The sequence below is a fragment of the Marivita sp. genome (genome assembly GCF_051859345.1).
GTDB lineage: Bacteria > Pseudomonadota > Alphaproteobacteria > Rhodobacterales > Rhodobacteraceae > Marivita.
The window spans coordinates 1-12,091 of record NZ_JBHYFV010000060.1; the positions used below are offsets into that span (position 1 = coordinate 1).

The following is a 12,091-nucleotide window of genomic DNA, read 5'->3' on the forward strand; positions in this document are numbered from 1 at the left end:
AACTTCGGCAGACCGAGCAACGGAGGAACAGGCAGACCATGACCCCTCTGAGCCTGAGTAAGGCTGGAGGCACGATCACGGCAGGAGAACCCTCGCAAACACTAACAGCCGGAAACGACATCCGACGCTGGATCCTAGACCGAGGCAGCTCCGCGACGCATCAGGTCCGGCGGTAACCAACCCGCGTATCAGAGCATGATCAACCGTCGTTTCATTGACCGTGCCTCCTGCTTTGCCCAGGAGCAGCCACTCGAACGCAACGCTTGCCCAAGCAAGTGAAAAAATTCTCGTGTCGAGACCTTGAAATGGCGAACATGAGAGTGCTCTGAGTCTGACACTTGTTACCTGTTTCCGCGGATTTCATCGAGGGTATTCAGTGCGCGGCGCTCTCGGGCGAGTATATCGTCTGCTGTTTTGCCCCAGACGAAGGGTTTGGGCTTTGCGTTGTGGTTGAGCAGGTAATCGTAGATTGCGGCCTCAAGGTCATCGACGCTGGAATAGCTTCCGCGCCGGATTTGCTTTGACGTGATTTCGGCGAAGAACCGTTCGACCAGGTTCAGCCAAGACGCGCTGGTGGGCGTGAAGTGGAGCTTGAAGCGCGGGTGTTTGTCCAGTCAAGCCTTCACCTCGGGCGTCTTGTGGGTGGCGTAGTTGTCGAGCACCAGATGCACCTCGCGCTTGCCCGTCACGGCGCGGTCGATCTGGCGCAGGAATTTAGAAATTCCTTGGCGCGGTGGCGGGGCATGCAGTCGCCGATCACCATGCCGGATTTCACGTCGAGCGCAGCAAACAGCGTTGTGGTGCCGTGGCGCTTTTAATCGTGGGTCATGGTTCCCGCGCGGCCTTTCTTGAGCGGCAGACCCAACTGGGTCCGGTCAAGCGCCTGTATCTGCGATTTTCCGTCTACTCAAAGCACGACGGCGCTTTCCGACGGATCGAGATAAAGCCCAACGATATCGGTGACTTTCTCTTCAAAAGCCGGGTTTTTCGAAACCTTGAATTGCTTCGTCAGATGCGGCTTTGGCCCCGCGTCCGCCCAAATCCTTCCCACGCTCGACGGCGAAATCCCAATCGCCTCAGCCATCAGCGAACGGCTCCAGTGGGTGGCATTGGGCGGGCTTTCCTGCACCGTCTTGGCAATCACTTTGAGCCGGGTTTTGCTCGGTAAAGGCGGCAACCCCGATGGTCTCGTCTTGTCACGCTTCAGGCCGGCGATACCCTCATCGAGGTAGCGCTCCTGCCAACGCCAGACGGTTGGTTTCGATGTGTGCGCTCGCCGCATGATCTCAAGTGTGCCATGGCCATCCGCCGTCGCCAGAATGATCTCGGCCCGCCAGACAAGCTTGCGCGGAGTGTTCCGGTTTTTAATCAGGGACTGCAGTTCAGCACGGTCGGCGGGGTTCAGGTAAAGGCAAGTATCATCGCGTCTCATAGCCCAACATGACACGCCTCAAAGCAAATGGGAATCCTATGTCAGGCGGGGAACACTAGTGAACAAATGAGGTGTAATGAACGATATCCAACTGTTGCCGCTTTTTCCGGTACAGTCTTGTCGATAGACTTACTTTCATCAATGTCGAATACTTTTCTCATCGCAGCTGCGGCGCGTTTAATGTCTCGCTCTAGGAATACGATAACCCGCAAAGCAACTATATCGGTGCAGTCGGTTAGAGGAGAAGAGTAAGACTTGCGTTTCACCTTGTCGATTAGGCTGTCTAATGTTTTCACTCGGGATTGAACTGGCAAGAAATCGATATTTTCCTCGTCCAGAGTGTTTGTCACAATACCGAAAGCTGTCGTACGCAGTCGTTCAAACAAGCGGTTCTTTGCGGTCAACGCTTTTCGTATTTCGCTTTCACTTGCACTATTTTTCAAACATCCAACTCCTCAACAAACCGCGCGTTTTCCTGGATATACTGGAACCGCAGCTCCGGCTTCTTGCCCATCAGACGTTCCACCAGATCGCCGGTTTCGCCCGGTTCGTCCTCGTCGATCGTCACACGAATGAGCTTGCGCGAGGCCGGGTCCATCGTGGTCTCTTTCAGATCCTTCGCGTCCATTTCGCCCAGACCCTTGAATCGCTGGAATTCGATCTTGCCTTTGCCACCAAGGCCGGTCTCCATCATCCGCTCTTTCTCGGCATCGTCGGCGACGTAAAGCCGCTTGGCCCCCTGTGTCAGCCGGTAAAGCGGCGGGCAGGCGAGGTAGAGATGCCCGGTGTCGATCATCGGGCGCATCTGGGTAAAGAAAAATGTCATCAAAAGCGCGGCAATATGGGCTCCGTCCACATCCGCATCCGTCATGATGATAATCTTATCGTAACGAAGATCGTCCACGTTGAACTTCGTCCCGAGGCCCACACCCAAGGCCTGTGTCAGATCGCTGATCTCGGCATTGGTCCCCAGTTTAGAGGAGGCAGCCCCCAATACGTTCAGGATCTTCCCCCGTAGCGGCAAGAGCGCCTGTGTCTTGCGATCCCGCGCCATCTTGGCTGATCCACCAGCCGAGTCGCCCTCGACGATGAACAACTCTGTCCCGTCGCGCACCGAGGACGAACAATCGACCAGCTTGCCGGGCAGGCGCAGCTTCTTCGTCGCCGTCTTGCGTTGGGTCTCTTTTTCCTGCCTGCGCCGCAACCGTTCCTCGGCGCGCAGCACAAGGAAATCAAGGATCGCGCCCGCGGATTTCGTGTCCGCCGCCAGCCAGTTGTCGAAATGGTCGCGCACAGCACCCTCGACCAATCGTTGTGCCTCGGTTGTGGCAAGACGGTCCTTGGTCTGGCCCACGAATTCCGGTTCGCGGATAAAGCAGGACACCAGAGCGCAGCCGCCGGTGATCAGGTCATCGCGTGTGATCTGTGCCGCCTTCTTGTTGTTGGACAATTCGCCAAAGGCGCGGATGCCCTTGAGGATCGCCGCCCAGAACCCGGCCTCATGTGTGCCGCCTTCGGGGGTGGGGACGGTGTTGCAATAGGACTGGATGAAGCCGTCGCGCGACGGCGTCCAGTTGATCGCCCATTCCACCTTGCCCGCCGCGTTGAACTTTTCGCGGAACTCGACCGTGCCGGAAAACGGCCTTTCGGCATAGGTCGAGGCGCTGCCCAGCGTTTCGGTCAGGTAGTCGCTCAGGCCGCCGGGAAAGTGGAACGTGGCCTCGGTCGGGGTTTCGCCATCGTTGATTGCAGATTTCCAGCGAATCTCGACCCCCGAAAAGAGATAAGCCTTGGAGCGTACCATCTTGAGCAGCCGCGCGGGTTTGAACGTGTGGCTTCCGAAAATCTCGGGATCGGCATGGAAGGTTGTGGTTGTGCCGCGCCGGTTCGGGGCCTGTCCCACCTTGGCCACCGGGCCAAGCGGCACGCCGCGCGAAAAGCGCTGTTCATAAAGCTCCTTGTTGCGCGCAACCTGCACCACCATCGAATCCGACAGCGCGTTCACCACAGAGGCGCCGACGCCATGCAGCCCCCCCGAGGTTTCATAGGCATTACCGCCGAATTTGCCGCCCGCGTGAAGGGTGCAAAGGATCACTTCAAGCGCGGATTTGCCGGGAAATTTCGGATGTGGATCAATCGGGATGCCGCGCCCGTTGTCGCGGATCGTGACGGCGTAATCCGCGTGCAGCTCGACCTCGATCCGGTTGGCATGGCCCGCCACCGCTTCGTCCATGGAGTTGTCGAGAACTTCGGCGACAAGATGATGCAACGCGCGTTCATCGGTGCCGCCGATATACATACCGGGGCGCTTTCGGACGGGTTCGAGCCCTTCCAGAACCTCGATCGAGGACGCATCATAGTCGGTCGGTTCGTGCCCGGAGAGGAGGTCTTCGGCCATGTCTGCTGCTCTGTGTTTGTTGCTTTGCGCCACTATGGCAGAGCATGGCGCAGGGGGGAAGCGTCAGCGTATGTCAGCCGGGATTCTCGTCACTGACCAGGCGGTCTGCCTTGCGCCGCACCAGGACACTGCGCAGGTCGTGCATCGCCAGAAGAAGCGAGTCTGTCACGGTTTCGAGCTGTTCCTCGGTGGCGCGGGACTGGGCCCATTGCGTGGTCAGGTTCAGGTGATCAACTGTGCGCAGGATGTCGTCGATGTCACGTTCGGCCAGTACGATCTGTCGCTCTGCCATCCAGTCCCGGATGACCGCGATGTCCGCGTCCGAAAGGGTTCGGTCGCCATGTGGTTTTACTTCGCCGTTGCGAATGTTCACGACGGCGATCTGATCCATCTCGATCCGGCGCTGACGGTTTTCCGTATCGACACGAAAGACGAGCGCGCCGTTTTCGCGCACCCGGAAATAGTAGTCAGGAAGATCGCCTGCCATACAAACCTCGCAACTCGTGCTTTCGCGGTGGCTACTGCCGATGTGGTGAACCGCCGTTTGTGGCGATCCCTGGGGTCACACTAACCGTATTTAGGGCCAACTTACCACATCTGGTTGCAGATCGTCGCCTGCCTACATCAAGTGAGCGCTGCGCAGAACACCTGTATGCGCCGACACGCTTCGCTCAGGGCCTCGTCAGAGGTGGCATAGCTGACACGGAAATAGGGGCTAAGGCCAAAAGCCGCGCCAAAGACCACTGCAACGCCGTGTTCTTCCAGAAGTGCGGTTGCAAACGCCTCGTCCGTGTCGATCAGTGTCCCGCCTGCGCTTGTCTTGCCGATGCAGCCTGCGATGGATGGGTAAACGTAGAACGCCCCCTCCGGCACGGCGCAGGTGATGCCTTCGGCCGCGTTCAACCCGGCGACCACAAGGTCACGCCTCACGCGGAAGGCGTCACGGCGCTGCGCAAGGAAATCCTGCGGCCCGTTCAGAGCTTCGACCGTTGCCCATTGGCTGATCGAACAGGGGTTCGTCGTGGATTGCGACTGCAGCTTGCGCATCGCGGCAATCAGCGGCTCTGGCCCGGCCGCATACCCGATCCGCCAACCTGTCATTGCATAGGATTTCGACACGCCGTTGACCGTCAGAGTCCGATCATAAAGTCCCGGTTCGACCTGTGCAGGTGTGCAGAACTGAAAACCGTCATAGGCCAGATGTTCATACATGTCGTCGGTCATGACCCAGACATGGGGATGACGCATCAGGACATCGGTCAACGCCTTCAACTGGTTGTGTCCATATCCTGCGCCGGTCGGGTTGGACGGTGAATTGAAGATGAACCATTTGGTGTTGGGTGTGATGGCCGCTTCGAGCGCCTGCGGAGACATGCGGAACCCGTCTTCCAGAGATGTTTCCACGATCACCGGTGTGCCACCGCCAAGACGCACCATGTCAGGGTAGCTGACCCAATAAGGGGCCGGGATGATGACCTCGTCACCGGGGTTCAGCGTCGCCATGAGCGCGTTGTATAGAACCTGCTTGCCGCCTGTTGAGACCGCCACTTGCGACGGGGTGTAATCCAGATCGTTCTCGCGCTTGAACTTGGCGCAGATGGCCTGCTTCACCTCGGGAATGCCATCAACCGCAGTGTACTTCGTTTTTCCCGCTTCAATCGCCGCAATTGCGGCGGCCTTGATGTTGTCAGGTGTGTCAAAGTCAGGCTCACCAGCGCCGAGCCCGATGACATCCTGACCAGCCGCTTTCAGCTCTAACGCCTTTTGCGTGACAGCAACCGTTGGGGACGGGCTCACGCGGGCAAGTGTGTCGGACAGAAACGGCATGGCGGACCCCTGTTTGTGATTGCAACCTGACTGTCTTAGGATGTGGTAGAAATACGATCAAGCGACGATCGTGAAAGGAGAAATGATGAACGAGAGCGACCAGAACTGGTATGCCCCCGAAATTGCCACCTTTGGCGATCGCATGACCGCCGCTCGCGAGGCTGCGGGGATGACTCAAGAGTCTCTGGCCAAGCGGTTGGGCGTGAAGAAGACCACACTGCGCAGCTGGGAAAACGATGTGGCCGAACCGCGCGCCAATCGTCTGTCCATGCTGGCCGGGATGCTGAATGTCTCGATGATGTGGCTGATCAACGGGGAAGGTGAAGGCATTGAAAGCCCGGATGCCGAACCCCTCCCGTCTGATCTTACGGAGATTATTCTTGAAATCCGGGAAATGAAGTCCGAACTTCATTCAAAAGCCGAACAATTGGCACGGCTCGAGAAAAGACTGCGTGGTCTGATGGTGCCTCAATCATGACGGATGAACTGCGGGAACATCGGCTGAAACGCCTGACCATGCGGTCCATGCGGCGCGGAATCAAGGAAATGGACATCATCCTGTCACGTTACGCCGAACAAAGGTTGACCGGCTTTGATGATGCCATGCTGGACCGCTATGAGGCGCTCTTGTCCGAAAATGATCAGGATCTCTATCAATGGGTGAGCGGTCAGAAACCGCCACCCGACCCCTTGCAGGGCATGGTTTCGGACATCTCGAAGGTGGCGTACCAACGCTCATCTGAAAGAGTTCGGCCAGCTTAACTGATTATTCGGGATTATATCCGATGCTCTGTCTCAACCGATAAGGCGGAGATAGAAATGAGCATTCATGCATCTGTTGAGCAGGGCCGCACCGATGGCGTCCTGGACGGGTATCTTGAAGCGCTGGCGCTGGTGGAACGGCTCCACCGCCTGCTTCTGGATGTGATCAAAGACGAATTCGAACGGGTTGGAATCATCGAAATCAATGCCGTTCAGGCGCTGTTGCTGTTCAATATCGGTGACAACGAGGTGACGGCGGGTGAATTGAAATCCCGCGGCTACTACCAGGGCAGCAATGTCAGCTATAACCTGAAAAAACTGGTGGATATGGGGTATATGCACCATCAACGCTGCGAAATCGACCGACGCTCTGTGCGGGTCCGGCTGACCGCGCGGGGGCGGGAAATCCGTGATCTGATTTCTTCTTTGTTTGCGCGCCATGCCGATGGGCTGATCAACAAGAAGGTGATCGACCACACGACCCTCGGCGATATGAGCGATACGCTGCGCCGAATGGAACGCTATTGGACGGACCAGATTCGGTATATTTACTAGGGATCAGCCTGGCTGGTGCTTTTCCACGGGCCGGGCTCCGAGAATCATATCGTTCAATTCCCGGAACAGTTTGCGCGTCATCGCTTCGTGGTAGCCTGTATAGCCTTCGGTCGTTTCGACAAATGCGCCAAACCCAAACCGCACCTCTCGATGGAAGTAGTCAAGCACATCCTGAGACCCGCCGAGAACGGCCAGACCATTGACCGTGACATTGGCGAAAGGAAAGTTCCGATAGGCAAGGCGGGGTGGAAACCCATCGTTGTTTTCGCCATCACCCGACAGGTCGATCACCCTGCGATCACAGTCCGGCCCACTTTCCAGCAAGGTCGCCCCAAAGCCAAGCGCATATCCCATTGCCGTCGGAAATCGCGTATGACTGCGCGGTGCTGACCTCAGTGATTGGATCACATTGTCGATTGCGCTGTTGTCCATCAACGCAACCCAGTTGCTGAGGATCGCGCTTTGACGACGACCGCTCCATTCGTAAATTGCGATCGCCACATGGCCAGTTCCGTCAAGGATCGCAGACCGGATCAAGGGATCATCCAAGGCCGCTGCCAACCCGTCGCGCTGCAGCACATATTCTTCGGCATCGACCGAGGAGGACACATCCAGCGCCAGAACCAGCGCCAGTCTGCAGTGAGCCTGTGCCTGAGCGGTCTGTGTCAGCCCCGCCCAGATCGTCAGTCCCAAAGCTGCACACCAGCGCCACATCGCTTTACCAGTGACCGGTGTTTTCCATGCTGGCCCAGGGTTCTTGCGGCGGCAGATCATCCCCGTCTTGCAACAGCTCGATCGAGATATTGTCTGGCGAGCGCACAAACGCCATATGCCCGTCGCGGGGCGGGCGATTGATCGTGACGCCATTGTCCATCAGGTGTTGGCACAGGTCGTAAATATTGTCGACGCGATAGGCGAGATGGCCGAAATGACGGCTGTCCGAAGGCAGCCCCTCGTCGCCATCCCAATTATAAGTAAGCTCGACCGGGCACTGCTCCTGGCCCTCTGGGGCCATGAAGATCAGTGTGAAGCGGCCTTTTTCACTGTCCATGCGGCGGGTCTCTTTCAGACCCAGCAAACCGTAAAATTTCATTGATGCGTCAAGGTCTTTCACGCGGACCATGGTGTGTAGATAGCGAAGGGGCATAGTTTCCTCTTGTGTTGGTTCGCCAAGAGGCTAGGCCAATTCGCCGCGATGTCGAGAGCAATCCGTGCCTCAGAAGGCAGAGCGCACCCCAAGCTGAAGGCCGAAATTCTCGGTTTCATAGAGGTCGATATTGGCCTTTGTCCGTTCTGCATTGAACGTGATGGTCGGCACGAAGCCATAAAAATCCATGTCCGGCAGGACCGCCGTAATTGTCGCTGCCACCATGCGCTCATCGCGCCCATCGGTCGTCAGGCTTGAACGTTCGTGACGTTTGTCCGACAGGGTCAGTCCAAACTCCAGTTGTGCAGGCCCGATCGGTTTGGCCAGACTATATCGCGCCGACACCGCACGTTGGGTGTAATCAAGGTAGTCTGCGTCGCTTTGCGAGTCCACAAAGCTGGTCGACACGGACAGTTGATCGCCGTTCCCAAGCGCCATCCCGTACCCGAACTGCGCGCTCCAAATCGTGGCGTCGTCGCGCGTGCCCTGACCATCCTGTCCTTCACGGCTGATCGACAGGCTGAACAGACTGCGGTTGCCTGCCGCCCGTCGATAATTCGCACCGATCCGGTTGTAGTTCAAAAGCGGATCACCACCGTACCAAGTGCGCCCCAATCGCGCGTCCCACCCAAGCTGTGCCTTGCCGCTGGGCAGGGTGTAGTTTTCCTGCAGGCCGACAAAAACCGAACTGGTGGCAAAATCCGAACCGTTCGCATCCGGCGCGATGTCCTTGGCGTCTTCCGACAGGACGTAGGTGCGATGGGACAGGCCAAAAAGCAGGTCTGTACGTTTGCGGTCCGAGTCCACAACGCGATAACGTGTACTTAACCCGGTGGAAACCTCGACCCCGGACAAGGCACGCGCTTGCCCTTCAAGGGCAAATTCGAAAGGCAGGCCGAAAAGCTCTGACGTTTCGTTGCGGCTGCCATTGTTGATGTTGGAACTGGGAGAAACCGAAAACCGCAGCGCATTCGCCCATGGGTTTTGGCGGCGCACATATTTGAAATCCGTTGCGGCGCGGTCTTTCAGCGCATCATTCGGGGCGATCTGGATCGCCCGGCGCAGCCACAATTGTGCTGCCGTCCGTCGGCCGGAGGACGACAACGCCTGCGCCATGGCCAGTGCGGCGGCGTATTTCTCTTGTTCATCTCCGGATAATGCCCAGGCGCGTCGGGCATGAAAAAGCGCATCGTCGTTGCGGCCGAGATCCCGCGCGGCGCGCGATCTGATGAGGTGCGCATTGAGATCCGAATCATCCCGACCGATCAAGGCGCCGGACAGGTCAAAAGCCAAACCGGACTGACCTTGCAGTGCGGCTTGGCCCGCCAATTCCCGCATGTCACCGGGATTCAGAACTACCTGCGCTGAGGCCTGTGTCACTGCAAGGGCGGCAGCACAAACGCCAAGGGACAATCGGCGATACCAGTAAGTCATCATTATCTGTAAAGGATAAACCCGCCGGTTTCCTGATAGGTGGTGCCGCTCACGCGTGGATCGTCACCCGACATCACGAGCACGCCGACGATTTCCTCTGCATTGTCGCCTGAAATAATGGCGTAATAGGTTCCTTCGCCGATGATGTCGCTTGTGCCATCGTCGAATTCAGCGACTTCCCGGATCTCCGCCGCGATTTCGCCGTTCGCATCCGCGTCATCCGGTGAAATAATGGGGCGGATCCGGGGCAGAACAGGGTTCCCATCAGCGTCGCGGGAGATCAGGAGGGATGGCGAGGTGGTGTCGCCCGTGTCGCCGCCGCCATTTTCGTTCAGGGCGTCAAGGTAGGCCTGTGTAACTTCGACGCCCTGGCTGTTGTACAGTCTGCGGTTGTTGACGAAAAGCGCGACCCCGCGTTGACCGTCGTTGAAGTCTTTGAAATCAATGAACAACTCGGCGTCGCCGCCGACATATTCGATACCTGCGCGGCCCGAAAACACGCGCAGACCTGCATAGTCACCGGTGTATCGCGCGTCGCCCTCGGAGGGGAGGACCAGACGAACCGCGTTACCGTTGTCGTCCGTGCCATTTCGCTGATAGACGAACCCGCCAAAGCCATAGTCGACATAGGCACCCGATCGCACAATGGCGAACTCTGTCGCGCCATTTATGCTGCGGCCATACATCGCGCGGTAGGTGAAGGTTCTCAGTGTCTCGCCGGTTACGGGGTCCGATGTTTCTTCTGCACCTTCGTAAACGGCGAATGGGCCGATCTGTGCCACGCCGGTCACCGGATCGCCACGGGTGTATATGTTGTTCCCGTCAAAGGCGAGGTTGTCTACGAAGAATTCATCCTGACCTTCGTCATTTCTGTATTCGATATTTGTCGCGTACCCACCGCCCTCGTCGTCGCGGGCCTCGCGGCGCACAATCTGGGAATTGGGGGTCGGGCTGGTTGTGCCGGGGGGCAGTTCGGGTGTGCCGCGATCGCTGTCGATCGGAGTTTCATCTTCACCTCCGTTGCCTGTGCCCGGATCGGTCGCTTCGTCAGTGGGCTGCTGAAGAACGTCGCCTCCACCGCTGTCGCAAGCGGCCACGAAGCCCAAACACAGAATCAGGAATAGAATGCGCGTCATAGAAAGTACTGCCCCGGCTTGATCTGGTCTGTTTTGCGACCTCGCCTTGGAAAATCCGGCAGGCACGTTTGAAAGTCAACGCCAAGCACGGCGCATCGGGTGAAAAAGCGAAACACTGAGGCGCAGATGCAAGATACCATCCTTGGTGGTTCCTACATCGCGGACCCCGAGATATAGTCGCTGACGACTCATCCTAGTGGGAAAGGATTCGCCATGCCCCTGTCGCCGGAACAAGAGGCCGAAATCACCGAACAGCGCAGCGCGCCGCAACAGACGCTGCGTGCGGTCAGCGACGGCATGGAGGCGCATCTGTATACCGCCTATCCGGTGCTGGACCACGGATTTATCCGGGTGGTGGATTACATGGGCGACGATGCCGCAATCTGTCAGGCGGCGCGTGTGTCGTATGGCAAGGGCACGAAATCGGTGCAGAACGACGAAGGGCTGATCCGCTACCTGATGCGGCACTGGCATTCGACGCCGTTCGAGATGTGCGAGATCAAGCTGCACGTCAAACTGCCCGTGTTTGTCGCGCGGCAGTGGATTCGGCACCGTACGGCCAACGTCAACGAATATTCGGCCCGGTATTCGATCCTGGATCGGGAATTCTATATCCCCGCGCCGGACCACCTGAACGCGCAGTCGGTGGTGAACAACCAGGGGCGTGGCGAGGCGTTGGAAGGTGAAGAGGCGGACCGCGTGCTGCGCTATCTGCGCGAGGACGCGATGCGCTGCTACGATCACTACGAAGAGATGATCAGCCAAGACGGCCAACAGGGGCTGGCCCGCGAACTGGCCCGGATAAACCTGCCCGCGAATATCTACACGCAATGGTATTGGAAGGTCGATCTGCACAACCTGCTCCATTTCCTCCGACTGCGCGCAGATTCGCACGCGCAGTATGAAATAAGGGTTTACGCCGACGAGATTTGCAAAGTCGTCGCCGACTGGGTCCCCTTCGCCTACCGCGCCTTCGAGGATTACCGCATGGGGGGTGCGACACTATCGTCTACAGCCCTTGATTGTGTGCGGCGAATGTTGAAAGGTGAGACTGTGACACAGGAGAATTCGGGCATGTCCAAGGGGGAATGGCGGGAATTTGAAGGACTGGTGAATGGAAACTCTGACATTTCAACAGGCACTGGACAATAGTTCAAAATTTAGTAAGCGCCACCTGCTGTTGGGTAATGGTTTTAGTATTGCGCTGAAACCATCCATTTTCACCTATGGCTCCTTGTTTAAGAATGCAGATTTTACGAGTAACCCAAACCTGCCAAAGGTCTTTGAAAGATTAGACACTACCGATTTTGAGATCGCAATTAAGGCTCTAGTGTTCACCACCTGACACAAGATTCCCATCGGCGGCTTGATGTGCCACATTCTTGGCATGAGACGTTCCG

Annotated in this window: 13 protein-coding genes and 1 pseudogene; 5 read left to right on the top strand and 9 right to left on the bottom strand. The window is 57.6% G+C overall.

What is annotated here, in order from left to right; genetic code table 11:
• Positions 1 to 341 precede the first annotated feature (341 nt).
• From ACTIEN_RS20890 to ACTIEN_RS20910, 5 genes and pseudogenes are all read right to left on the bottom strand, one after another.
• Positions 342 to 1,432, bottom strand: a pseudogene (locus ACTIEN_RS20890) (IS630 family transposase).
• Between the two features lie 41 nt (positions 1,433 to 1,473).
• Positions 1,474 to 1,875: a hypothetical protein gene (locus ACTIEN_RS20895; protein WP_439525081.1), complete on the bottom strand. Its 402-nt coding sequence runs from the start codon at positions 1,873 to 1,875 to the stop codon at positions 1,474 to 1,476.
• Positions 1,872 to 3,830 carry a DNA topoisomerase IV subunit B gene (gene parE / locus ACTIEN_RS20900; protein ID WP_439525082.1) on the bottom strand — a complete coding sequence of 653 codons (1,959 nt, stop codon included), beginning with the start codon at positions 3,828 to 3,830 and terminating at the stop codon, positions 1,872 to 1,874. Before parE ends, ACTIEN_RS20895 begins: the two co-directional genes overlap by 4 nt.
• Positions 3,831 to 3,903: 73 nt before the next feature.
• Positions 3,904 to 4,317, bottom strand: coding sequence for a hypothetical protein (locus tag ACTIEN_RS20905; RefSeq protein WP_439525083.1), 414 nt, complete (start codon positions 4,315 to 4,317; stop codon positions 3,904 to 3,906).
• Between the two features lie 137 nt (positions 4,318 to 4,454).
• The gene (locus ACTIEN_RS20910; RefSeq protein WP_439525084.1) at positions 4,455 to 5,657 is read right to left on the bottom strand and encodes a pyridoxal phosphate-dependent aminotransferase; all 1,203 of its coding nucleotides are present in this window, start codon (positions 5,655 to 5,657) and stop codon (positions 4,455 to 4,457) included.
• Positions 5,658 to 5,742: 85 nt separating this feature from the next.
• On the opposite strand from ACTIEN_RS20910, the gene ACTIEN_RS20915 reads away from it, so the two are divergent.
• The 3 genes from ACTIEN_RS20915 to ACTIEN_RS20925 are packed head-to-tail and all read left to right on the top strand — an operon-like array spanning position 5,743 to position 6,974.
• Positions 5,743 to 6,135, top strand: coding sequence for a helix-turn-helix domain-containing protein (locus ACTIEN_RS20915; protein ID WP_439525085.1), 393 nt, complete (start codon positions 5,743 to 5,745; stop codon positions 6,133 to 6,135).
• Entirely contained in the window at positions 6,132 to 6,419 is a 288-nt protein-coding gene (locus tag ACTIEN_RS20920; RefSeq protein WP_439525086.1) for a succinate dehydrogenase assembly factor 2, read from the top strand. Before ACTIEN_RS20915 ends, ACTIEN_RS20920 begins: the two co-directional genes overlap by 4 nt.
• 57 nt (positions 6,420 to 6,476) lie before the next feature.
• Positions 6,477 to 6,974, top strand: coding sequence for a MarR family winged helix-turn-helix transcriptional regulator (locus ACTIEN_RS20925; protein WP_439525087.1), 498 nt, complete (start codon positions 6,477 to 6,479; stop codon positions 6,972 to 6,974).
• 3 nt (positions 6,975 to 6,977) lie between these two features.
• Here ACTIEN_RS20925 and ACTIEN_RS20930 read toward each other — a convergent pair whose 3' ends face one another.
• The 4 genes from ACTIEN_RS20930 to ACTIEN_RS20945 all read right to left on the bottom strand — a co-directional run bounded on the left by ACTIEN_RS20930 (position 6,978) and on the right by ACTIEN_RS20945 (position 10,691).
• Positions 6,978 to 7,688 (bottom strand): DUF1194 domain-containing protein, encoded by a 711-nt coding sequence (locus tag ACTIEN_RS20930; protein ID WP_439525088.1) that lies wholly within the window; start codon positions 7,686 to 7,688, stop codon positions 6,978 to 6,980.
• 4 nt (positions 7,689 to 7,692) lie between these two features.
• Positions 7,693 to 8,121, bottom strand: coding sequence for a VOC family protein (locus ACTIEN_RS20935; protein WP_439525089.1), 429 nt, complete (start codon positions 8,119 to 8,121; stop codon positions 7,693 to 7,695).
• 69 nt (positions 8,122 to 8,190) lie between these two features.
• On the bottom strand, positions 8,191 to 9,555 hold the full coding sequence (locus ACTIEN_RS20940) for a tetratricopeptide repeat protein (RefSeq protein WP_439525090.1): 1,365 nt from the start codon (positions 9,553 to 9,555) through the stop codon (positions 8,191 to 8,193).
• Between the two features lie 2 nt (positions 9,556 to 9,557).
• A complete protein-coding gene (locus ACTIEN_RS20945) occupies positions 9,558 to 10,691 on the bottom strand; it encodes a hypothetical protein (protein WP_439525091.1) in 1,134 nt (377 codons plus the stop codon).
• A 213-nt stretch (positions 10,692 to 10,904) separates the two neighbouring features.
• Here ACTIEN_RS20945 and thyX point away from each other — a divergent pair, with 213 nt between their 5' ends.
• Positions 10,905 to 11,843: an FAD-dependent thymidylate synthase gene (gene thyX, locus ACTIEN_RS20950; protein WP_439525092.1), complete on the top strand. Its 939-nt coding sequence runs from the start codon at positions 10,905 to 10,907 to the stop codon at positions 11,841 to 11,843.
• On the top strand, positions 11,806 to 12,036 hold the full coding sequence (locus tag ACTIEN_RS20955) for a DUF4917 family protein (RefSeq protein WP_439525093.1): 231 nt from the start codon (positions 11,806 to 11,808) through the stop codon (positions 12,034 to 12,036). Before thyX ends, ACTIEN_RS20955 begins: the two co-directional genes overlap by 38 nt.
• Positions 12,037 to 12,091 lie beyond the last annotated feature (55 nt).